Source organism: Actinomadura sp. SCN-SB, assembly GCF_043906805.1.
GTDB lineage: Bacteria > Actinomycetota > Actinomycetes > Streptosporangiales > Streptosporangiaceae > Spirillospora.
Genome location: NZ_JBIMPP010000017.1, coordinates 91,000 through 113,307 on the forward strand (window position 1 = coordinate 91,000; position 22,308 = coordinate 113,307).

The window sequence follows — 22,308 nt, forward strand, 5'->3', positions numbered from 1 at the left end:
GGCGGCAGACAAACCCACCACGGGTGACACAGGTCTCGTTCTGGCGCCGGGCGCCGGGAAACGCAAGGCTGGGGATCATCGAGCCCGGCCACGACGAGGAGGTCGAGACGGCGGTGTCCGCGTTCTGGGAGTGGATCGTGCCGGCGGTCACGGTGGCGTTCGCCGTGATCGTCGTGGAGGCCGGCCGCCGGCTGCTGGCGGGGCGGCGGCTGTCGGCGCGCTGGCCGAGCGCCGGGGAGGCGGCGCGCCGGTGCGCGGCGCCCGCGTTCGCGTTCGCCATCGTGATCAGCGCGGTCGTCGCGCTGCCGCAGGACGCCCTGACCGGCCCGGCGCACCGGGTGGTGGACCAGCTGCTGCGGATCGCCGCGATCGCCGTGACCACCTGGCTGATCCTGCGGATCTCCTATGCGATCACCGATCCGGCGCTGGCGCGGCTGATGCGGATCGAGGGCGAGCGCAACCGGCGGGCCCGCAAGACGCGGACGCAGCTCCTGCTCCTGCGCAGGATCGCCGCGGCCGCGGTCGTGGTGGTGGCGGTGGGCGCGGCGCTGTTCACCTTCCCCGCGGTGCGGACGCTGGGCGCCGGGCTGCTGGCCTCCGCCGGGGTGGCCGGGCTGGTGATCGGGATCGCGGCGCGGCCCACGCTGGGCAACATGTTCGCCGGGCTGCAGATCGCCTTCAGCGACGCGATCCGGCTGGACGACGTCGTGGTGGTGCAGGGCCAGTGGGGCAGGGTCGAGGAGCTCACCCTGTCGTACGTGGTGGTGTGCCTGTGGGACGACCGGAGGCTGATCCTGCCCGTCTCCTCTTTCACCGAGCAGCCGTTCGAGAACTGGACCCGGCACACCAGCCGGGTGATCGGCTCGGTGCTGCTGCACGTGGACTGGTCGGTGCCGGTGGAGGAGCTGCGCTCGGAGCTGTACTCGATGCTGCGCGACAACCCGCTGTGGGACAGGCGCGAGTGGATCCTCCAGGTCACCGAGGTGCTGCCGAACGGGCTGCTGCAACTGCGCGCGACGATGAGCGCGGCCGACTCCGCCAGCGCCTGGGACCTGCGGTGCGACGTCCGCGAGCACCTGGTGAACTACATCCGCGAGAACCATCCCGGGGCGCTGCCGCGCTTCCGGGCCGAGCTCACCAACGGGGACCCGGCCGGATCCGGCCCCCTGGACGGGCCCGGTGCGGACCCGTCCAGGGCCTCGTCCCCGGGGCTCAGGCCAGCATGATCTGGTCGCCCTGGACGTTGATCCCCTTCTCCGGAAGGGGCTCGTCGGCGGGCGGGCTGGCCACCGAACCGTCGGTGATCTTGAACTTGCTGCCGTGACAGGGGCAGTCGATCATGCCGTCGGCGACGCTCTCGACCGAGCAGCCACGGTGCGTGCAGGTCGCCTCGTACGCCTTGAACTGGCCCTGGACGGGCTGCACCACGACGACCTTGCGGTCCTTGAAGATCTTGCCGCCGCCGACCGGGATCTCGCTGGTCCGCGCCAGCACGGTCCCCGCCGCGCCGCCACCGGAGTCACCGCCGCCGGAGTCGTCGCCTCCGCCCCCGCCGCCGCACGCCGCGGCCAGCCCGGCGACGCCGGCCAGCCCGGCGCCGATCAGGAGTCCGCGGCGGGTCTCGCCGCCGGGAGCGGGGTCGGCGTCGTCCGCCGCTTCGGATCCGTCCGTCCGCGAAGCGGGCGCCTGTGCCATGCGGTCTCCTCCGTGTTCCGTACGCTTCGTTCCGTCACCGGGGGAACGTATGATCGCTTGCGCGGGTTCACCTGCCCCCGGCGCACGGCCGCAGTCTAGGCGCGACCTGGAGGTACTCGGTCGTGGACGCCAGGAGCCTGCGGAGGAGACGCAGCCGGGTCCGGGCGCGGCGGCCGGGGCCGAAGACGCGGGGATGCAGGTCCAGCGGGCAGTCGTGGGAGAGGGCGTCACGGGCGCCGGGCCCGGACAGCTCCAGGACGGTGCGCGCCGCCGACACCACGACGGCGTCCGGCAGGCCCGCGAGCAGTTCCGTCTCATCGCCCAACCGGTCCACGACCAGGTACCAGCCCGGGCCCAGCCACAGGACGTAGGGCTCGCCGTCACCGGCCGCGTGCCCGGCTCCGGGCAGGCGCAGGCCGAGGAACCGGCCCGCCTCGGACGCGTCCGGAGAACCGTCGTAAGCCTCCAGCCGGGTCGCCCTCACCATGGGCTCGCCCGGCCCGGACTCGACCTGGACGAAGGCGTTCGGCTCCTCGGCGCCGGCGCTGTAGACCGGGCTGGAGGCCGCGCTCGACGAGCTGGTCAGTCGTCGAGCGCCATCGCCGTCACCGTGAGCTCGACCACCGCGTCGTCGCGCAGCGCCTCGAGGGTCAGCGGCTTGCCGATGCTCTCGCGGCCCAGATGGTCGTAGAGCGCGGCGCGGCCCTCCACCTCGGTGCCCTCGATGGTGAGGAGCACGTCACCGACCTCCAGGGCCGCGTCCGAGCCCAGCAGCTCCGCGTCCCGCGGCGGATGGCCGCGCAGCGTCACACGCAGCGTGTCCTCGCCGGCCACGACATGGTGGTTGGTCACCACATGGCCGTCGCCGTCGATCAGGAAACCGGAGCCGAACGCCTCGTCCTTGGAGCCGCAGATGGCCACCACGGACGGCAGGACCCGGGCGACGAGCCCGGCGAGCTCGTCGCTGAGCCGCCACAGCAGCGAGGGCACCGCCCGCTCCTGACCGGGATCGATGCCCTCACCGGGAGGAAACCGCATGACGAGCCCTCAGACGTCCACGGAGTCGTCGCCGTCGTCGGCGAAGGTCTTCTCCCCGCCGAACCTCGCCTGCAGCTCGTCGTCGTACCTGTCGGCGCCGGAGCTGATGCTGCGGCAGGCCCGCTCCAGCTCGTCGGGCTGCAACGAGTCCGCCAGCATGTCGGCGCTGAGGATGACCCGCCCGTTCTCGAAGTACGCCTGGACGCCGTAGGTGGTGGCGTTGATCTTGTTGAGCTCCTGGTACAGCTCCAGGCTCTCCTCGACCCCCTTGAGCACCGTGGAGTTCACCACGACGTGGTACGGCTCGTTCCTGGACACCCGCACGAAGTACAGGGCGCTGCCACGGCGGATCGGGACGTCGCCGTTCTCGTCCAGCACCAGATCGTCGACGCCCAGGTAGTTCCTGAGGATCTTCTCGACGTAGGCCATCGTCATCTCGCGGCTGGCCATCGGCCATCTCTCCTTCGCGCCGGGCGGGGTTCACCAGAAAGGCCGTGGAAGACGCGAAACAACCGAACGCCCCCAATCGGCAGGCGCCGACGCTACCAAAGAAGGATCGCCCGGGAGGCCCGAACGCTCAGGTGCCCAGGATCTTGGCGAGGTACTGGCCGGTGTGGCTGGCCTCGACCGCCGCCACGTCCTCCGGCGTGCCGGTGGCGACCACGGTGCCGCCGCGGGAACCGCCCTCCGGGCCCATGTCGACGATCCAGTCGGCGGTCTTGATGACGTCCAGGTTGTGCTCGATGACGATCACCGTGTTGCCCTTGTCGACCAGGCCGTTCAGCACGTCCAGCAGCTTGCGGATGTCCTCGAAGTGCAGGCCGGTGGTCGGCTCGTCCAGCACGTAGATGGTGCGGCCGGTGGAGCGGCGCTGCAGCTCGGACGCCAGCTTGACGCGCTGGGCCTCGCCGCCCGACAGGGTCGGGGCGGGCTGCCCCAGCCGGACGTAGCCCAGCCCCACGTCGTTGAGGGTCTTCAGATGCCGGTGGATGGCGCTGATCGGCTCGAAGAAGGCGGTGGCCTCCTCGATCGGCATGTCCAGCACCTCGGAGATCGTCTTGCCCTTGTAGTGGACCTCCAGCGTCTCCCGGTTGTAGCGGGCGCCGTGGCAGACCTCGCAGGGGACGTAGACGTCCGGCAGGAAGTTCATCTCGATCTTGATGGTGCCGTCGCCCGAGCAGTTCTCGCAGCGGCCGCCCTTGACGTTGAAGGAGAACCGGCCCGGCTGGTAGCCGCGCACCTTGGCCTCGGTGGTCTGCGCGAACAGCTTGCGGATGTGGTCGAACACGCCGGTGTAGGTCGCCGGGTTCGACCGGGGCGTGCGGCCGATCGGGGACTGGTCGACGTGCACCACCTTGTCGAGCAGGTCGACGCCGGTGACCCGGCGGTGCTTGCCCGGCACGGTGCGGGCCCCGTGCAGCTGCTTGGCCAGCGAGTTGTAGAGGATGTCGTTGACCAGGGTGGACTTGCCCGAGCCCGACACCCCCGTGACGGCGGTGAACACGCCGAGCGGGAACGTCACGTCGACGTCGCGCAGGTTGTTCTGCCGGGCGCCCTTGACGGTGACCTCGCGGCCCTTCTGCCGGGGACGCCGGATGCGCGGCACCGCGATCTCCCGGCGGCCCGACAGGTACGCGCCGGTCAGCGACCGCTCCGACGCGACCAGGTCGTCGACGGTGCCCGACACCACGATCTCGCCGCCGTGCTCGCCCGCGCGCGGGCCGATGTCGACCACCCAGTCCGAGGCGCGGATGGTGTCCTCGTCGTGCTCGACGACGATGAGGGTGTTGCCCATGTCGCGCAGCCGCAGCAGCGTGTCCAGCAGCCGGTGGTTGTCGCGCTGGTGCAGGCCGATGGACGGCTCGTCCAGCACGTACAGGACGCCGACCAGGCCGGAGCCGATCTGGGTGGCCAGCCGGATGCGCTGCGCCTCGCCGCCGGCCAGCGTGGCGGACGCGCGGTCGAGGGTCAGGTAGTCGAGGCCGACGTCCAGCAGGAACCCGAGGCGCGCGTTGATCTCCTTGAGCACCCGCTCGGCGATCTGCCGCTCCCGCTCGTTCAGCTCCAGGGACAGCAGGAACTTGGCGCACTCGCCGATCGGCATGGCCGCCACGTCGGCGATGGACCGGCCGCCCATGGTGACCGCCAGGATCACCGGCTTGAGCCGCGCGCCGCCGCAGGCGGGGCAGGGGATCTCCCGCATGTAGCCCTCGAACTTCTCCCGGGTGGAGTCGCTCTCGGACTCGGCGTGCCGCCTCTGGATGTAGGGGATCACGCCCTCGTAGGAGGTGTAGTAGGAGCGGGTGCGGCCGTACCGGTTCTTGTACTGGACGTGTACCTGGGTGCTGTGGCCGTTGAGGATCGCCTTGCGCGCCTTGGCGGGCAGCTTCTCCCACGGGGTGTTGAGGTCGAAGCCCATGGCGTCGCCCAGCGCCGACAGCAGTCGCAGGAAGTACTCGCTCACATGCCCGTTGGACCACGGGGAGATCGCGCCCTCGCCCAGCGTGAGGGTCGGGTCGGGGACGACCAGCTCGGGGTCGACCTCCATGCGGGTGCCCAGGCCGGTGCACTCCGGGCAGGCGCCGTAGGGCGAGTTGAACGAGAACGAGCGGGGCTCCAGCTCCTCGAACGACAGGTCGTCGTAGGGGCAGTAGAGGTGCTCGGAGAACATGCGGGTGCGGTGCTCGTCGTCTTCGGGCAGGTCCACGAAGTCGAGCACGATGGTGCCGCCGGACAGGCCCAGCGCGGTCTCCACCGAGTCGGCCAGCCGCTGCCGCGCCGACTCCTTGACCGCGAGCCGGTCGACCACCACGGAGATGTCGTGCTTCTCCTGCTTCTTCAGCCGGGGCGGCTCGTCCAGCCTGATCATCTGGCCGTCGACCAGCGCCCGCGAGTAGCCCTTGGACTGGAGCTCCCGGAACAGCTCCAGGTACTCGCCCTTGCGGCCGCGGATCACCGGCGCCAGCACCTGGAACCTGGTGCCCTCCTCCAGCTCCAGCACCCGGTCGACGATCTGCTGCGGGGCCTGCCGGCTGATCGGGCGGCCGCACTCGGGACAGTGCGGGTGGCCGATCCTGGCGTACAGCAGCCGCAGGTAGTCGTAGACCTCGGTGATGGTGCCGACCGTCGAGCGGGGGTTCTTGCTGGTGGACTTCTGGTCGATGGACACCGCCGGGGACAGGCCCTCGATGAAGTCGACGTCGGGCTTGTCCATCTGGCCCAGGAACTGGCGGGCGTAGGCCGACAGCGACTCCACGTACCGGCGCTGGCCCTCGGCGAAGATCGTGTCGAAGGCCAGGCTGGACTTGCCGGAACCGGACAGCCCGGTGAACACGATCATGGAGTCCCGCGGCAGGTCGAGCGAGACGTCCTTCAGGTTGTGCTCGCGTGCTCCACGCACGATGAGTCGGTCATGCACGGCGTCGTTCCGGTTCCTCTTCATGGGCGCGGCGATGATGCCGGCGCGGTCACAGGCTAGCCGGAAGGTCGGACGGTTCCGGTCGTCCCCGCGGCCCCCGCTCCCGCGTCCCTGGATCTGTGTCCCTGGATCTCCAACGTGGATGTAACAGCGGCGCCCGCCACCGCATTTCCCAGGTGATCACGTGTCACTCGCCTCCCCGGAGTGACGGGCGCACCGGAAACCGTACACGTGTTCGAAGATCTACCGCCACCCGGAGCGTCAGACCGGCCCGTCGTCCAGGGCGTGTTCGAGGTAGCGGTCGGCGGAGCGGCGCACGGCCTGCTTGCCGTCGGCCTGGACGACCCGTCCCCAGAACGCCCCGTAGACGCGGGCGAACGGGTACGGCTCCAGCAGGCGCAGCGCCCGGCGCACGACGCGGGGCCGCTCGGGGATGAGGTTGGGGTAGCTGTACATGAAGCTCACCCAGTCGCGGTCCATGACCACCTGAAGGATGTCGCCCGACAGCAGCGCGCCCCGCCCGTCCTCGCCGTCCCGCCAGTGCAGGACCTGGCCGCCGGCGAAGTGGACGCCGGCGTTGATGAGCGTGAGCCCGTCGGCGATCTCCAGGGTGTCGCCCGTCCAGAAGGTCACCGCGTCGTCGGGACGGGCGACCCACCGCCGGTCGGCCTCGTGGATGAAGACCGGCGCGTCGAAGGCCCGCGACCATTCGATCATCGTCCCGTAGAAGTGCGGGTGGCTGATCGCGATCGAGGCGACGCCGCCCAGGTCGCGCACCTGGCGCACCAGGTCGTCGTCGAGGTGGGTGATCATGTCCCAGAGGACGTTGCCCTGGGGGGTGCGCACCAGCAGGGCCCGCTGGCCTATGGCGGTCTTGGGCTCGGCGCCGATCCCGACGATCCCCGGCCCCTCCTCCTCGACCCGGCCGCGGTGCCCGGCGGCGCGCAGGTCGGCCAGCGTGGTCCAGCGCTGCCCGCCCCAGCCGACGTACTGGCGCTCGTCGTCGCAGATGGGGCAGTCGGGCCTGGCCTCGGCGTACTGGACGCCACAGGTGACGCAGATGGGGTGACTCATGGAGATCATTCTGCCCCCGCCCGCCTTCCGTTCGCCCTCGGGTCACCCGCCCGGACCGGCCGCCGCCATCACCAGCGACCACAGCGCGAACAGCACGGCCGTGACCACTCCCCACACGACCGCCTGCCAGGCCAGGTCGGCGCAGCGGTGCGCGGCGCCCAGCAGCCTGCGCAGCTCGGCGTCCCGCAGGCCCGTGTCCAGGGACGCGGCCAGGCCGATCGGCGTCCACGGCACCGACGGGTCGAGCGGCGCTCCCGTAGCCGCCCGTACCGAGCCCAGTGCCGACACCAGCGTGCGCCGGGACCGCACCGCCAGCGAGGCCGACGTCGCGAACGCGCCGGTGACCGCCACCAGCGGAAGCTGGGCGAGCAGGGACGGCCAGCCGGCGTAGGCGAGCTGCGTCACCGTCCCCATCGCCACCAGGAACAGCAGCACCGCGGCGATCGCCGCGTCCTGCCCGCACAGCCGGAGCAGCGCGCAGGCGTGCCCGAGCAGGTCCTCGGGTGCTCCGGTGCCCGGCCCGCGGTCGGGACCGCGGCGCGGAGCACCGGAACGTGACGTCGTGACCAAGGCGCCCTCCACTTCGATCGTGCCGTCGCACTTCGATGGTGGGACCGGACGCCCGGAACTTCCGTCCCGCACGACACGGTTGAGATGAGTCGGCTGACGCATTCCCGGTCGGGGTTTTCCCGGGCGCCCCGCGTTCATGGGGTGGGGCCGATGGGGGAAGATGGTCCCTTGAGATCACTGCCGCTACCGCGGAGGCGCACATGGGCTACACGGGAAACGTCGAGGTCGGAGGCGCTCCCGACCGCCGGGAGCTGCCCGGGCTCACCGTCACCAAGCTGGCGGTGGGACCCTACGACAACAACGCCTACCTGCTGCGCTGCACCGCCACCGGGGAACAGGTGCTGATCGACGCGGCCAACGAGGCGTCCCGGCTGCTGGAGCTGGTCGGGGACGGCCCGCTCGCCCGTGTGGTCACCACCCACCGGCATCAGGACCACTGGGAGGCGCTGAGCGAGGTGGTCCGGGCGACCGGCGCCGCCGTGGTGGCGCACCCGTTCGACGCGGAGGCGCTGCCGGAGCCGGTGACCGAGCCGGTGGAGCACGGCGGCACGGTCCGCGTCGGCGAGGCGACGCTGGAGGCGATCCACCTGCGCGGCCACACGCCCGGCTCGATCGCCCTGCTGTACGACGCCGGCGGCGAGCTGGCCGAGCGGCCGCACCTGTTCACCGGGGACAGCCTCTTCCCCGGCGGGGTCGGCAACACCTGGGGCGATCCCGTACGGTTCAAGCAGCTACTGTCGGACGTCGAGGAGCGGGTCTTCGACCGCCTTCCCGACGCCACCTGGTTCTATCCCGGCCACGGCAAGGACTCCACCCTCGGCCGCGAGCGCCCCTCGCTGCCGGAATGGCGCTCGCGCGGCTGGTGAGCGCCCCAGGAACCACTGGCGGCGGGTGTTCGTTCTTCCGACCGGCAGTGTTCACGGGGGCGCTACACCGGGAGAGGAATAATCCGCGAGCTCAAGAGGGCGGAGTCCGAACAGGGGGCGGGTGCGACGGGCGCCGAGCTGCGCTATCCGGCCGGGTCCCTCGTGCTGGTGGCGGGGCTGCCCGGCGCGGGCAAGAGCACGCTTCTGGAACGGCTCTACCGGCTGCGCGGTGACGAATGCGGGCCGGTCCGCATCGACGGCGGATGGGTGATCGACTCGCGGCAGGCCCGTAACCGCTGGGCGCGGCTGCTGCGGCCGGTTCCGGCCCGCGCACGGGTGCCCCTGGTGAACGCGACGCATGTGTGCTGGATCGCGCGCGCCGTCCTGCGCGGTGACGGCGTGGTCGCCCACACCCGCGGCACCTGGCCGCACATCCTGCATCTGTTCGCGTGGATGGCGCGCAGGCACGGCTCCCAGGTGCACCTCGTCCTGATCGACGTGGATCCCGGCACCGCCCTGGCGGGGCAGGTCGCCCGTGGCCGGGTGGTGACCACGGTGACGTTCGCCCGGCACGTCCGCCGGTGGGGGCCCCTGGTGCGGCGCGCTCGCGCGGGCGCCGTCCCGCCGGCCGCCACGGTCACCCTCCTCGACCGCGCGCGGGCCGACGGCCTGCGCGCGATCCATCTGGGCTGACCGCGCGCTACGGCTCGCAGGGTTCTGCGGGGACGGCGAGCCGGGTCGGCTCGGTGCGGCCGCGGACCGTGACCTCGCCGTCCAGGCGCCAGTGCCGGGCCTCCTCCGCGCCCTCCGCCCCTTCCCCGGCGGCCCGTTCCACCAGCGACCCGGCGGCCAGCACCCGCGCCTCGGTGGCCTTGGCGAGCTCGGTGAGGCGGGCGGCCTCGTTCACCGGGTCGCCGATGACGGTGTACTCGAAGCGTTCCTCGGCGCCGATGTGCCCGGCGACGGCCTCGCCTGCGGACACGCCGATCGCGGCGCGCAGGGACGGGACGTCCCGTGGCAGGCGTTCGGCCAGGGCGCGGGCGGCGGCCAGGGCCCGCGCGGCGGAGCCGTCCAGGTCCAGCGGGGCGCCGAAGATCGCGAGGGCGGAGTCGCCCTCGAACTTGTTGATCCAGCCGCCGTGCTCGCCGACGGTCTCCACCACGACGGCGAAGAAGTCGTTGAGCAGCCTGACCACCTCGGTGGGCGGGCGGTCGGAGGCGAGCCGGGTGGAGGCGATGATGTCGACGAACAGCACCGAGACCTCGCGCAGCTCGCCGCCCAGGTCGATGCCGCGTTCCAGGGCGACCCTGGCCACGTCCTCGCCGACCTGGCGTCCGAACAGGTCCTGGAGGCGGGCGTGCTCGCGCAGCCCGGCGGCCATGTGGTTGAACCCGGCCTGGAGCAGCCCCACCTCGCTGGCGTCGTAGACGGGCACCTGCGCGTCCAGGTCGCCGCGCTCGATCCTGGCCAGCCCGAGCCGTACCGACTCGACGGGGTCGGCGATGGCGCGGGCGGCGAAGTAGGTGACGCCGAAGCCGACCAGCAGGGCGGTGGAGCCGAGCAGCAGGACGGCCACCGCGAAGTCGCGCACCGTCACCTCGGCGATCACGAAGGAGCCGATGGCCAGGACGATCAGCCCGAGGATGGGGACGGCGGTGCCCAGCGCCCAGGCCAGCACGGAGCGCGCCACGACGCCGGGCAGCCCGGTGCGGCGGGGCATCTCGGCGGCCAGCGCGGTGGTGATGGCGCGCCGCAGCAGCCGCTCGGTGAGCAGGTAGACGACGGTGCACGTGGTCAGCCCGCCGAGCAGGCTGGTGAGGCCGACCTTGACCGCCTGGAGCACCGAGAACGGCAGGTTGATCAGCACCCAGCCGACCGTGCCGATCCCCCACAGGGTCAGGTGCAGCGACATCAGCCGCAGCGGCCCGTACAGCAGCAGGGAGCGCTCCCGCCGGTCGGGGGCGCCGTGCCGTTCGGCCAGCCGCCGCACCCGCCGGAAGAACCGCTCGCCCATCAGCAGCCCGACCGGGGCGGCCGCGATCACGTACGCGGTGAAGACCAGGTAGTTGACGGTGCGGACGCGCTCGGAGATCCCGGTGCCGGGGTCGGGCACCATGATCGTGAACAGCAGGACCACCAGCGCGCCGCCCACGTTGGCCAGCCCGGTGGCGGCGGTGACCAGAAGCCTGGCGCGGCGGGCGATGCTCGCCCTGGAGTCGCCCGGCCAGCCGTCGATCAGGCGCCGTAAGGGGCCGAGGGGGCCGCGGCGGGAAGGGCCGCCGAGCGCCTCGGTGGCATCAGCGTGCATCGACACCGTCCATCGACGTGCAGGTTAGCGCCTCGCGACGGCCGGTCAGCCGTCGAACGGGGCGAGCATCCTGTGCGGGCGCCGCAGCGCGACGCTGATCGGGTCGTCCTTCTCGGGGTTCATCCCGGGGCCGGGGCGCACTTCCAGTTCCTCCAGCGGGGCCGGGATCGCGCAGGCCGGGCAGACGCCGTCCGCCCCGATCCGCGTGTCGCAGGGGACGTGGAAGAACAGTCGGCACGGGCCGCGGCCGGAGTAGTTGCGCTCGCCCCAGCGGGCCAGCATGTGGAGCGCGGGCCACAGCTCGCGGCCGACGGCGGTGAGGACGTAGTCCTGGCCGTCCTTCTCCAGGACGCCGGCCTCCACCAGCGACTGGAGCCTGGTCGACAGCACCGCGCGGGGGATCTCCAGATGGGTCAGGAAGTGCCCGAACCTGCGCACACCGTAGAGGGCGTCCCGGACGATCAGCAGCGTCCACCGCTCGCCCACGACCTCCAGCGCGCGGGCGAGCGAGCAGTCCTGCTTCACATAGTCCTTGCCGAGTGCCATGCGCCCACCCTACCCATCCGGAGTTCAGTGAACGAACCACGCGTGCTAGAGTCGGCCGAGTTCTGGTTCGTTCATTGAACTCACCCTGCTCGAAAGGCGGAGACGCATGACCTCATCGGCAGCCCCCCGGACCGCCGGTGCCTCCCCGGCGCTGACCCTCCCCGGAGCCGCCACCCTGCTGGCCCTGATGAACTACACGGCGCCTCTGGCGACCCTGCCGGACACCGCCGCCGGCCTGCGGGCGGGCCCGATCGCGCAGATCTGGGTGATGAGCTCGATCGGCCTCGGCCTGGCCGCGGCGCTGATCACCGCGGGAAGCCTGGCCGACGGGCACGGCCGCCGCCGGATGTTCACCGGCGGCGCGGTGCTGCTGGCGGTCTCCAGCGCGGTCTGCGCCGCGGCGCCGGACGCCACGATCTTCATCGCCGGGCGGATCGTGCAGGGCGCGGCGAGCGCGGCGCTGATCGCGGCCGGTCTCGGCATCATCGGCGCCGCCTTCCCCCCGGGCCCCCGGCTGTCGCACGCCACCGGCGTGTGGGGGGCGATGCTCGGGCTGGGCATCGCGCTCGGCCCGATCGCGGCGGCCGGGATGGGCGAGCTCGCCGGATGGCGGCTCTGGTACTGGGTCACCGTCGCCGCGTCCCTGGCGCTGGCCGTGCCCGCCGCCCGGCTCCTTCCGGAGTCGCGGGCCGCGCGCCGCCACCGCCTCGACCTGCCGGGGGTGCTCACGATGAGCCTCGGCGGCGCCGCCCTGCTCGCCGCGATCACCTGGGGCCGGACGGGCTGGACCCATCCCGCGACCCTGGGGCTGCTGGCGGCGAGCGTCGTGCTGCTGGCCGCGTTCGTGGCGGTCGAGGCGCGGTCACGGGAGCCCATGCTCGACCTCGCCCTGTTCCGGCGGCCCGGTTTCCTCCTGTCGGTGGTCGGGTCGCTGCTCACCGGGCTGGGGATCATCGGCGTGATGAGCTACCTGCCCACCGTCCTGGGCGTGGTGCTGGGGATGGACGCGCTCGACGCCGCGCTACTGCTGGCCATCTGGTCGGGCCTGTCGTTCGTCGTGGCGATCCAGGCGCGGCGGCTGCCCGCGCGGTTCCAGGCCGGACGGCTGCTGGCCGCCGGGCTGGCGCTGAGCGCGGTGGGCGAGGCCGCGATGCTGGGCCTCGGGCCCGGCGCAGGCTGGTGGCGGCTCGTCCCCGGGCTGGTCGTGGCGGGCGTGGGCAGCGGGCTCGGCAACTCGATGCTGGCGCGGCTGGCCGTGGAGAGCGTCCCGCCCGACCGCGCCGGCCTCGGCTCGGGAGCGGGGAACACCGCCCGCTACATCGGCGCCGCGCTGGGCGTGGCGCTGGTCGGGGCCATCGTGACCGGCACGGGGAACGCGCACGCCTCCCCCGCCGACGCGTTCGCCCACGGCGCCAACGTCGCGATGCTGGTCAGCGCGGCCCTCACCGCGCTCGGGGCGGTCTTCGCCTTCGTCGTCCGCGAGCCCGCGCGGGCGGCCCAGGCCCTCACGCCAGCTCCTCGATGAACTCGGTGAGCTGGACCAGGTTGCGGCACTCGTACATCGGGATGATCTCCCCGTACCGGGACGCGGCCGAGTCGCCGGTGTCCCACTGGGAGCGCGGCTCGGGGTTGAGCCAGTACGCGTGCCGCGCCCGGCCCGCGATGTCACGCAGGATGGGCAGCGACAGCTCGCCGTAGTTGGACCGGGCGTCGCCCAGGACCAGCAGCGAGGCCCGGGGCGTGACCGCGTCGCCGTACCGCTCGTCGAACATCTTGATCGCGTGGCCGTAGTTGCTGCGCCCGGTGATCCACACCAGGTCGGCCTCCCGCGCCAGCCGGGTCATCGCGTCCACCACGTCCACGCCGGGCGCGAAGAACCGGGTGATCTCGTCGGTGGCGTCGATGAACGCGAACGCCCGCACCTTGCTGAACTGTTCCCTCAGCGCGAACGTCAGCAGCAGTGTGAAGTGCGCGAACGCCGACACCGAGTCGCTGGCGTCGCACAGGATCACCAGCTCGGGACGGTGCGGGCGGCGCGGCCGGTGCCGGGTCACCAGGGGGACGCCGCCGGTCGCCAGGGACGCCCGGACCGTCCGCCGGAAGTCGAGCCGTCCGCGGTTCCCGGCGCGCTGCCTCTGCTGGAGCCGGGTCGCCAGCCGCCGCGCCAGCGGGTAGACCTCGCGGCGCATCGCCGCGAGGTCGGCCCGCGCGGCACGGCCGAAGTCGAGCCGTTCCAGCGGGGGGCGCACGGCCATGCGGGCGGTCCGCTCGACACCGGTGTCCTCGGCGATGCGGCGGCGCACCTCGGTGGCGACCATCTCCTCGAACGCGGTGATGCGCGACCGGAAGGTCCGCCGCGCCACCCGTTCGGCGAGCTCGCCGCGTTCCCCGTTCAGGACGGCGTTCAGCAGTCCCGCCATCAGCGTCTCGGGCGACATGGCGCGCAGCACGCCCGAGGAGAACCACGACTCCTGTCCCGGTGTCCGCCCGTACTCGGCCACGGCCGTCCGGGCGAACTGGCGCAGCCCCGCGTCGTCCCCGGACAGCAGCAACCGGAACAGCTCGCGGCGGCGCGCCTGCACCTCCGGGTCCAGCGGCGGCGGCAGGGGGCGCTCCCCCGGCTCGCGGGCGGCCGGACGGCGCGCGGAGGGGTCGGCCGCGTGCGCGGCGCCGTCCCCGAGCGCGGCCGGGAACCACAGGTCGAAGAGGGTGTCGAAGGTGGCGCGGTGCGCGGGCCGCTTGACCAGCGTCGCCGCGTACGCGGCGCGCAGCCCCTCCCGGTCCACCAGGTCGATCACCCGCATCGCGCGGACCGCGTCCAGCCCTTCGGCGACCGACACCGGCAGCCCCGCCTCCCGCAGCGCCGCCACGAAGCCCGTGTGGCGGTCCACCAGCGACCGGCGTGCCCCGTCGTCCCGTGCCCCGTCGTCCCGTGCCCCGTCGTCCCGCACGATCAGCCCCGCAGCCCCAGTTCCTTCACGGCGCGCTCCTGGTCGGAGGCGTGCTTGAGGACCACGCCCAGCGTGCGCGCGACCGCGTCCTCGTCCAGCTCGTCCAGGCCCAGGGCGAGCAGGGTACGGGCCCAGTCCACCGTCTCGGCGATCGACGGGGCCTTCTTGACCTCCAGCTCGCGCAGCGTGCCGACCGTGCGCACCAGCTGCTCGGCCAGCGCCGCCTCGATCCCCGGCACCTGCGACAGCACGATCTCCCGTTCCCGTTCCGGCTCGGGATAGGTCAGGTACAGGTAGAGGCAGCGGCGCTTGAGCGCCTCCGACAGCTCCCGCGCCGCGTTGGAGGTGATCACCACGAACGGGCGGCGGGTCGCGCTGACCGTGCCCAGCTCGGGGATGGTCACCTGGAAGTCCGACAGCACCTCCAGCAGCAGCCCCTCCACCTCGACGTCGGCCTTGTCCGCCTCGTCGATCAGCAGCACGGTCGGGCCGGTGCGCCGGATCGCCGCCAGCAGCGGCCGTTCCAGCAGGAACTCCTCGGAGAAGATGTCGTCGTGGGTGCGCTGCCAGCCCTGGTCGCCGGGGGCCGCCTGGATCGCCAGCAGCTGCTTCTTGTAGTTGAACTCGTACAGCGCGCGGGCCTCGTCCAGGCCCTCGTAGCACTGCAACCTGATCAGCTCGGCCCCGGTGGCGGCGGCGACGGCCTTGGCGAGCTCGGTCTTGCCCACCCCCGCCGGGCCCTCCACCAGCAGCGGCTTGCCGAGCGCCTGGGCCAGGAACACCGTGGTCGCGATGGCCTCGTCCGCCAGGTAGCCGATCCCGGCGAGCCCGCGGACGACGTCGGCGGGCGAGGCGAACCCCGCGAATCCGTGCGCTGCGAGCTCCCCGGTGCCCTCGGCGGTCATACGTGCGCCTTCTCGTACGCGAACGCCTTCATCTCCGCGTGCGCCTTCCTTCATGCGTGCGCCTTCATGTCACGACCTTCGCGGCCAGGGCCACCGGTCACGGATCATCGTTGCATCTCCGGCGTTGTTCCCGGTCCTCGTCCCTGGGGCGTACGGCTGTTCTCCTTCCCAGGAGGGACGCCATCCGCGCGGCCACTGCTTATAAACGAAGGATGGAGACTCCAGGTCTGCCCCGCGACGACCTCGCCGCCGCGCTGGCGGCCCGGCGCGAGCTGGGGCCCGACTACGACGACGCCTTCATCGAGACGCTGGTGGACCGGATCGAGGAGACCCTGGCGGCACGGCAGAAGGACACGGCGCGCCGGTCCAAGCGCGAACCCGCCGGCGAGCCGCGTGCCAAGGGCCAGGGCGACGGCACCCTCACGCTGGCCATCGTCTCCCTGCTGACGGCCATCCCGCTCAGCGGCATCGGGGTGGGCACCGCCGGGCTGCCGGGGCTCCTGATCGCCTGGGTGGGGATCGTCCTGGTCAACATCGTCTTCGGCGTCCTGCGGCGCTGAGCCCCGGCGCCGCGTCAGCCGGTCATTTCCCGGGCTCGGGGTCGCGGGGCAGGCCCAGCATGCGCTCGCCGATGATGTTCAGCTGCACCTCGGTGGTGCCGCCGTAGATCGTCATCGCCCGGCTGAACAGCATCGCCCGCGCCACGATCCCGCTGCCCTGCAACGGCACCTCGGTGGCCGCCTCCGCTCCCTGCGCCGCCCAGCAGTAGTCCGCGACGTCCTGGTTGAACTGGACGCCCAGCAGCTTGCGGACGCTCGCCTCCGCCCCGGGCTCCACCCCGTTCAGCTGCTTGAGGGTGGTGCGCAGCCCGAGCAGGTCGATCGACTGGCCCTGCGCGACCAGCCGCCCCACCTCGGCCTCGGCGATCGGGTCCAGGTCCCGCTCGGCGAAGAACGTCAGCAGCTCCGGCACGCCCATGCCCAGGCCGCCGCCGGTCGACAGCGACACCCGCTCGTTGCTGAGGGTGTTGCGGGCGACCTGCCAGCCCTTGTTCACCTCGCCGACCACCTGGTCGTCGGGGACGAACACCCCGTCGAGGAACACCTCGTTGAACAGGCTCTCGCCGGTCATCTCCTTCAGCGGCCGCACGTCGACGCCGGGCGCCTTCATGTCGACCAGGAAGTAGGTGATGCCGTCGTGCTTGGGGGCGTCGGGATCGGTCCTGGCCAGGCAGAACCCCCACTGCGCGTACTGGGCCACCGACGTCCAGATCTTCTGGCCGGTCAGCCTCCAGCCGCCCTCGACCCGCTCGGCCCGCATCGACAGCGACGCCAGGTCGGAGCCGGCGCCCGGCTCGCTGAACAGCTGGCACCACACCAGCTCGCCGCGCAGCGTCGGCCGCAGGAAGCGCTCCTTCTGCTCCTGCGTCCCGTAGGCGACCAGCGACGGCACCAGCCAGGCGCCGATCACCAGGTTCGGCGGCTTGACCTTGGCCGCCTTCAGCTCCTGCTGGATGAGGACCTGCTCGACCGGCGAGGCGCCGCGCCCCCAGGGCTTGGGCATGTGCGGCACGCTCCAGCCCTCGTCGCCCATTGTGCGGTTGCGCTCGCCCTTGTCCTCGATGGCGGCCAGCTCGGCGACCTGGGCGCGGATGGTCTCGCGCAGCGGCTGGGCGTCCTCGTCCAGTTCCACCTCGACCGCGCGGCGCCCGCCCGCCAGCGCGGCGCGGGCGACCTCGGCCGCGTACCCCTTGGCTGGCCCGGTCAGCGCCCGCAGCGTCGACGCGCGGCGCACGTACAGGTGGGCGTCGTGCTCCCAGGTGAACCCGATGCCGCCGAGGATCTGGACGGCGTCGCGCGCGGTCTGGACGCCGGCGTCCAGCGCGATCACCCCGGCGACCGCGGCGGCGAAGGAGGCGTCCGGCGCCGCGTCGTCCAGGGCGCGGGCGGCGTCCCACACGGCGGCGCGGGCCTGCTCCAGGGCGATCAGCATCCGGGCCGCCTTGTGCTTGACGCCCTGGAACTGCCCGATGGGACGGCCGAACTGCTCACGGACCTTGGCGTACTCGGCGGCGGTGGTGACGCACCAGGAGGCCGTCCCGGCCGCCTCCGCGCCCATCAGCGTGACGGCCAGGTCGCGCACGGCCGCGTCGGTGAGCCCGTCCAGGACACGGCCGGCGCCCACCGCCACGCCGGGCACCTCGACCGTGGCGACGCGGCGCGTCCTGTCCAGGCTCTGGACGGGCGTCACGCTCACGTCGGCCGCGTCGATCACCACCCACTCGCGGGCGCCCTCGCCGGTCGTGACGGGCAGCACCAGCACGTCGGCGAGGGCGGCGCCCAGCACCGTGCGGGCCGTGCCCGAGACCACCAGCGCGCCGCCGTCGCGGCGCCCGGTCAGGTCGGCGGTGAGGGCGAGGGCGCCGGTCCTGGACCCGTCGCCCAGGCCGGGCAGCAGCTCGGCACGGGCCTTGGCGTTGCTGGAGGCGTTCACCGCGGAGGACGCCAGCACGGTCGGCAGGAACGGCCCGGGGACCATGGCCCGTCCCAGCTCTTCCAGGACGACCGCGAGCTCCAGCAGGCCGAAGCCCTGCCCGCCGTGCTCCTCCGGCAGGTGCAGCCCCGTCAGGCCCTGCTCCGCGAGGGCCTGCCAGAAGCCGGGCCGGGTCTCCTCGTCCGCGTCGAGCGCGGAGCGTACGGCCGTCGCGGGGACGTTGCGTTCGGCGAACCCGCGGACGGACTCGGCGAGCGCCTCGTGCTCTTCGGTCAGCCCGATGGCCATGCGTCACCCTCTTTCAGAGCGCTGAGGACCCCGATTCTAGAACAGGATTCGGTCCCGGGCCGAGAGGTGGAGCGGAAGCGTGAGTTACGTCTCAGTAACTTCCGCGGGAGAGCCCGCCCGGCCGCCCCGCGGGGCGGCGGCGAGGCTCGCGACGGTGGTCACCACGAGCGTGATCGCGATCACCGACAGGGACAGCGGGATCGGGATGTCCGGCGCCCACGAGACGCCGTACTCGTGCAGCGCGTGCAGGATCAGCTTCACGCCGATGAAGCCGAGGATGGCCGCCAGCCCGTGCCCCAGGTACACCAGCCGGACCGCCAGCCCGCCCAGCAGGAAGTACAGCTGCACCAGGCCCATCAGCGCGAACGCGTTGGCGGTGAACACCAGGTACGGCTCGGTGGTCAGCCCGAAGATCGCCGGAATGGAGTCCAGCGCGAACATCACGTCGGTGGACCCGATCGCCAGGACCACCAGGAACAGCGGGGTGACCACGCGGCGGCCGTCCACCCGGGCGACCATGCGGTTGCCGTCGTACCGGTCCGTGGTGGGCAGCACCCGCCGCGCCCAGCGCATCAGCGCGTTGTCCCCCGCGTTCTCCTGGCCCCCGTGGCCGCGGACGAGCCCGGCCGCCGTCCAGACCAGGAAGACGCCGAAGACGATGAACACCCAGGTGAAGGCGTGCAGGGCGGCGGCGCCCGCGGCGATGAACGCCGCGCGCAGCACCAGCGCGATGACGATCCCCACCATCAGCACCAGGTGCTGCGCCTGCCTGGGCACGGCGAAGCGCGACAGGATCACCATGAAGACGAAGAGGTTGTCGACGCTCAGGCTCTTCTCGGTGACGAACCCGCCGAAGTACTCGCCCGCGTACCGGGGACCGGAGAACGCCCACACGCCCATTCCGAACACCGTCGCCAGGCCGATGTAGACGGCGGACCAGAAGGCCGCCCGGCGGGTGGTGAACTCGCGATGCCCGCCACGATGGATCACCAGCAGATCCACCGCGATCACGGCGAGGATCCCGGTCACGGTCAGGGCCCACACCCAGGCGGGGACGTGCAAGGCGACACCTCCGGCGGTCGACACGCGGCTACGCCGGAGGTCTCTCCCGCCTGGGAACGCCCGCGAGCGCGCCCGGGCCGCCGCCCCGGGCCGGTACGGACCGGCCGTGCTGACGAAGCGGGCGCGCGGGGATACTCCCCTCCACTACCCGGGCCAACGTGGAACGCGGCGGACACGTTCCACGATCCTCACCTTTTCTTGGCGGGCCTGTTCTCGGCGAGCCGGAGGTAGATGCCCGCGAGCTGGTCCACCGCGTCCGCCTCGGTCGGCAGGTCCGCCCCGCGCCGCGCCGCCTCGGCGCCGAGCCGGGCCGCCAGCGCCGGATCGTCCAGGACGTCGTTCACGGCCCGTTCCAGCGCGGCGGCGTCACCGGGAGGCACCAGCAGCGCCGCGTCGTCCACCATCCCGGGGATCCCGCCGACGCGCGTGGCGACCAGCGGGCGGCCCGCGCGCAGGATCTCCTGGACGATCAGCGGCTGCCCCTCCCACACGCTCGGCACCACCGCCACATCGGCGGCGGCCAGCAGCGCCGGGACGTCCCCGCGGCGGCCCAGCAGCCGCACCGGCAGGTCCTCGGCGTCGATCCGGGCCCGCAACCGCTCTTCGAGGGGCCCGTTCCCCACGATCGCGACCAGCGGCGGCGGGGTGCGCCGCCCCCACCCCTCGGACGCGTCCAGCAGGGTGGGCAGGCCCTTCTGCTCCGCCAGCCGCCCCACGGTCAGGATCAGCGGGCGCTCCCCCACGCCCAGCTCGTCCCGCAGGTCGGCGCGGGCCGCCGCACCCGGGCGCGTGCGCGGGACCGGCGCCGGGACCAGGGCGTGCCCCACCGAGCGGGCACCGCGCGCGCGCATCCGTTCCTCCAGGTCGGGGGACACGCCCAAGACCTCGTCCGCGCCGTACGCGACGGCACGCTCCAGTGCCCCGTACACCAGCGCCGTACGCCCGTCCGCGATGAGCGCGTTGTGCAGCGTGACCACGAGCGGAGGGCCGCCGGGGGCGAACCGCAGCGGCCCCGGCGCGACCCTGGCGCAGGCTGCGACCGCCAGAGCTCCCGCGCGCAGGCCGTGGGCGTGCACCACGTCGGCACCGCGCAGCAGCGCGCGCAGCCGCGCCACGGCCTTCGCGTCGTTCAGGGGACGGGGGCGGTCGGCCAGATCCACCGCCGCGAACCGAACACCCTGGCGCTCGAACCCGAACGTCGCCTCGGTCTCGGCAGGACCGCACACCACCACGCGCGCCCCGCGACCGACCAGCCCCGCCGCGACGGACCGCACATGCCGGCCCACCCCGCCCGCGCTGGTGCCGAGGACCTGCGCCACCCGCAGGCCGTCCAGGTCCCTGCCCGCGCTTCTCGGGGCGGCGCTCCCCCGGGCGGCCATGTCCGATTCCGTCATTGTCGCGCGACCTTCCGGCTCAGGACGGCCCGCAGATCCCGGCCGTCGATCACGAACGCGAGCGCCGCGAACACCGCCGCGGCGGTCAGGGCGGCCAGCGCCGCCACACCGATGTTCCGCACCTGGCCCCCCGTGCCGAGGACGGCGGCGGCCGCGGCGCCCGCGGCCCCTCCCGCGACGCCCCCCGCGATCCCGGCGGCCAGCGCGCGCGGCACGCCCCGCACGGCGCCGCTCCCCCGCGCCCGTACGAGCGTGGCGAGCAGCAGCACCCCCGCCAACGTCATGCCCGCGGCGTTGCCCGCTCCCAGCGCCGCCACCACCCACTGCCGCTCGACCGTGAGGACGAGCGCCACGTCGGCGGCCATCACCGCCGCCCACCCCGTGACGATGGCGACGGCCCCCATCCTGCCCCGATGGCAGGCGAACAGCACCCGCTGCAAGTGTGCGACCAGACCGTACCCCAGCAGGCCGGGCGCGAAGGCGAGAACCGCACGGGCCAGCACCTCCTGCTGACCGGACAGGCCGGGGTTGAAGACCGCCGCCACAGGGACCGCCACCGCGCCCAGCGCCGCCGCCCCCGCGCACGACACCAGGATCACCGCGCGCGTCGTGGACGCCGTGATCCGGTCGAACGCGGCCGCCTCCTCCAACCGCGCCGACAGCATGGGGAACGCACTGGTCGCGATGGGCACGGCCAGGATCGCCCAAGGAAGCAGATACAGCGCCCAGGCGTACTGGTAATTCGCCAAGGCACCGCCCGTGCCCTCATAGCTCAGCCGTACGACCAGCAGTGCCGACAACTGCTGCGCCACCACCGTGGCGAGCCCGGCCAACGCCAGCCGCCGTACCTTCCGGGCCACGCCTTCGGGGAACCGCAGCGCGGGACGCAACCCCAGCCGAAGCCGCCACGCCGCCACACCCGCCGTCACCGCCATCGCCACACCGCCCAGCGCCGTCCCGATCGACAGCGTCAGCTCGGCCGCCGGCGGCAGGCCCGCCAGGTCGTTCTCATGCCCGCGGCCCAGCGGCGCGTACACCAGGTAGGCGCCGATCACCACCAGGCTCGACATCAGCGGCGCCAGCGCGGGCGCCACGAACCGGCGATGGGACTGCAACACCCCGTACAGCACCACCGCGACCCCGTACATCACCATCTGCGGCGCCATGATCGCCATCATGTCGCCGCCGACCGCGACGATCCCCGACCGCGAGCAGCCCTCCAGGTCGGTGCCCACCAGCAGGCGCATCAGGGGCCGCGACAGCACCGCCATCAGCGCCGACAGCGGCACCATCAGCAGCACGATCCAGGTCAGCAGCGCCGACGCCGTCCGCCGCACCGCGTCCCGGTCGCCGCGCTCGGCGGGACCGGCCAGCACCGGCACCACCATCCCGGCCAGCGCGCCGCCCGCCACGATCTCGTACACGATGCTGGGGAGCTGCGTCGCGGTGAAGTACGCCTGGCTCAGGCACGAGGTGGTGACGGTCTGCGAGAACGCGTAGGTCCTCCCGAACCCGGCCAGCCGCGACAGCACCGTGATCACCCCGATGATCACGGCCGCGCCGGCCACCCCTCCGGCCAGCCGGCGCAGCCACGGCGCCGCGCCTGATCCCGGGTCGGGGACGGGCGCGCGGGGCTCCGGGTCGGGAGCGGGCGGCGTGGCGGCGCCGGGGTCGGCGTCGAGGTCGTGGTTTCGGGTCAC

20 protein-coding genes are annotated in these 22,308 nt (G+C 73.1%); 5 read left to right on the forward strand and 15 right to left on the reverse strand.

All coding sequences use genetic code 11. The annotated features are described in order from the left end of the window. Positions 1 to 23: 23 nt before the first annotated feature. Positions 24 to 1,226, forward strand: coding sequence for a mechanosensitive ion channel family protein (locus ACGWYJ_RS14105; protein ID WP_395106374.1), 1,203 nt, complete (start codon positions 24 to 26; stop codon positions 1,224 to 1,226). On the opposite strand, the gene ACGWYJ_RS14110 is transcribed toward ACGWYJ_RS14105, so the two are convergent. The 7 genes from ACGWYJ_RS14110 to ACGWYJ_RS14140 form a co-directional block, all read right to left on the reverse strand. Beyond that, positions 1,213 to 1,695, reverse strand: a complete 483-nt coding sequence (locus ACGWYJ_RS14110; protein ID WP_395106375.1) for a Rieske (2Fe-2S) protein — start codon at positions 1,693 to 1,695, stop codon at positions 1,213 to 1,215. The genes ACGWYJ_RS14105 and ACGWYJ_RS14110 overlap by 14 nt on opposite strands. A 67-nt stretch (positions 1,696 to 1,762) precedes the next feature. Then, on the reverse strand, positions 1,763 to 2,182 hold the full coding sequence (locus ACGWYJ_RS14115; protein ID WP_395106376.1) for a sarcosine oxidase subunit gamma family protein: 420 nt from the start codon (positions 2,180 to 2,182) through the stop codon (positions 1,763 to 1,765). Positions 2,183 to 2,277: 95 nt separating this feature from the next. Beyond that, a complete protein-coding gene (locus ACGWYJ_RS14120; protein WP_395106377.1) occupies positions 2,278 to 2,733 on the reverse strand; it encodes a trypsin-like peptidase domain-containing protein in 456 nt (151 codons plus the stop codon). Positions 2,734 to 2,742: 9 nt separating this feature from the next. After that, entirely contained in the window at positions 2,743 to 3,183 is a 441-nt protein-coding gene (locus ACGWYJ_RS14125) for a T3SS (YopN, CesT) and YbjN peptide-binding chaperone 1 (protein ID WP_395106378.1), read from the reverse strand. 127 nt (positions 3,184 to 3,310) lie between these two features. Next, positions 3,311 to 6,175, reverse strand: a complete 2,865-nt coding sequence (uvrA, locus tag ACGWYJ_RS14130; RefSeq protein ID WP_395106379.1) for an excinuclease ABC subunit UvrA — start codon at positions 6,173 to 6,175, stop codon at positions 3,311 to 3,313. Between the two features lie 237 nt (positions 6,176 to 6,412). Continuing rightward, complete coding sequence (locus tag ACGWYJ_RS14135) at positions 6,413 to 7,225, reverse strand: MBL fold metallo-hydrolase (RefSeq protein ID WP_395106380.1); 813 nt, start codon at positions 7,223 to 7,225, stop codon at positions 6,413 to 6,415. 42 nt (positions 7,226 to 7,267) lie between these two features. After that, on the reverse strand, positions 7,268 to 7,795 hold the full coding sequence (locus tag ACGWYJ_RS14140; RefSeq protein ID WP_395106381.1) for a hypothetical protein: 528 nt from the start codon (positions 7,793 to 7,795) through the stop codon (positions 7,268 to 7,270). 200 nt (positions 7,796 to 7,995) lie between these two features. On the opposite strand from ACGWYJ_RS14140, the gene ACGWYJ_RS14145 reads away from it, so the two are divergent. Then, the gene (locus tag ACGWYJ_RS14145; RefSeq protein ID WP_285698197.1) at positions 7,996 to 8,661 is read left to right on the forward strand and encodes an MBL fold metallo-hydrolase; all 666 of its coding nucleotides are present in this window, start codon (positions 7,996 to 7,998) and stop codon (positions 8,659 to 8,661) included. Positions 8,662 to 8,829: 168 nt separating this feature from the next. Further along, complete coding sequence (locus tag ACGWYJ_RS14150) at positions 8,830 to 9,354, forward strand: AAA family ATPase (protein WP_395106382.1); 525 nt, start codon at positions 8,830 to 8,832, stop codon at positions 9,352 to 9,354. Between the two features lie 7 nt (positions 9,355 to 9,361). Here ACGWYJ_RS14150 and ACGWYJ_RS14155 read toward each other — a convergent pair whose 3' ends face one another. Next, positions 9,362 to 10,969, reverse strand: a complete 1,608-nt coding sequence (locus ACGWYJ_RS14155) for an adenylate/guanylate cyclase domain-containing protein (protein ID WP_395106383.1) — start codon at positions 10,967 to 10,969, stop codon at positions 9,362 to 9,364. A gap of 45 nt (positions 10,970 to 11,014) precedes the next feature. Continuing rightward, the gene (locus tag ACGWYJ_RS14160) at positions 11,015 to 11,515 is read right to left on the reverse strand and encodes a winged helix-turn-helix transcriptional regulator (RefSeq protein ID WP_395106384.1); all 501 of its coding nucleotides are present in this window, start codon (positions 11,513 to 11,515) and stop codon (positions 11,015 to 11,017) included. Positions 11,516 to 11,621: 106 nt separating this feature from the next. Between ACGWYJ_RS14160 and ACGWYJ_RS14165 the strand changes: the two genes are divergently transcribed. After that, positions 11,622 to 13,040, forward strand: a complete 1,419-nt coding sequence (locus ACGWYJ_RS14165; RefSeq protein WP_395106385.1) for an MFS transporter — start codon at positions 11,622 to 11,624, stop codon at positions 13,038 to 13,040. Here ACGWYJ_RS14165 and ACGWYJ_RS14170 read toward each other — a convergent pair. Together ACGWYJ_RS14170 and ACGWYJ_RS14175 are read right to left on the reverse strand one after the other, a co-directional pair. Further along, positions 13,021 to 14,466: a VWA domain-containing protein gene (locus tag ACGWYJ_RS14170; RefSeq protein ID WP_395106386.1), complete on the reverse strand. Its 1,446-nt coding sequence runs from the start codon at positions 14,464 to 14,466 to the stop codon at positions 13,021 to 13,023. The genes ACGWYJ_RS14165 and ACGWYJ_RS14170 overlap by 20 nt on opposite strands. A 2-nt stretch (positions 14,467 to 14,468) precedes the next feature. Then, entirely contained in the window at positions 14,469 to 15,371 is a 903-nt protein-coding gene (locus ACGWYJ_RS14175; RefSeq protein WP_395106387.1) for an AAA family ATPase, read from the reverse strand. 212 nt (positions 15,372 to 15,583) lie between these two features. Between ACGWYJ_RS14175 and ACGWYJ_RS14180 the strand changes: the two genes are divergently transcribed. After that, positions 15,584 to 15,931, forward strand: coding sequence for a hypothetical protein (locus tag ACGWYJ_RS14180; RefSeq protein ID WP_395106388.1), 348 nt, complete (start codon positions 15,584 to 15,586; stop codon positions 15,929 to 15,931). Positions 15,932 to 15,953: 22 nt separating this feature from the next. Here ACGWYJ_RS14180 and ACGWYJ_RS14185 read toward each other — a convergent pair whose 3' ends face one another. The 4 genes from ACGWYJ_RS14185 to murJ form a co-directional block, all read right to left on the reverse strand. Next, entirely contained in the window at positions 15,954 to 18,152 is a 2,199-nt protein-coding gene (locus tag ACGWYJ_RS14185; RefSeq protein WP_395106389.1) for an acyl-CoA dehydrogenase, read from the reverse strand. A gap of 84 nt (positions 18,153 to 18,236) precedes the next feature. Further along, a complete protein-coding gene (locus tag ACGWYJ_RS14190; RefSeq protein WP_395106409.1) occupies positions 18,237 to 19,214 on the reverse strand; it encodes a TerC/Alx family metal homeostasis membrane protein in 978 nt (325 codons plus the stop codon). 188 nt (positions 19,215 to 19,402) lie between these two features. Continuing rightward, entirely contained in the window at positions 19,403 to 20,608 is a 1,206-nt protein-coding gene (locus ACGWYJ_RS14195; RefSeq protein ID WP_395106390.1) for a glycosyltransferase family 4 protein, read from the reverse strand. Beyond that, on the reverse strand, positions 20,605 to 22,308 hold the full coding sequence (gene murJ, locus ACGWYJ_RS14200) for a murein biosynthesis integral membrane protein MurJ (protein WP_395106391.1): 1,704 nt from the start codon (positions 22,306 to 22,308) through the stop codon (positions 20,605 to 20,607). The genes ACGWYJ_RS14195 and murJ overlap by 4 nt, the downstream gene beginning before the upstream one ends.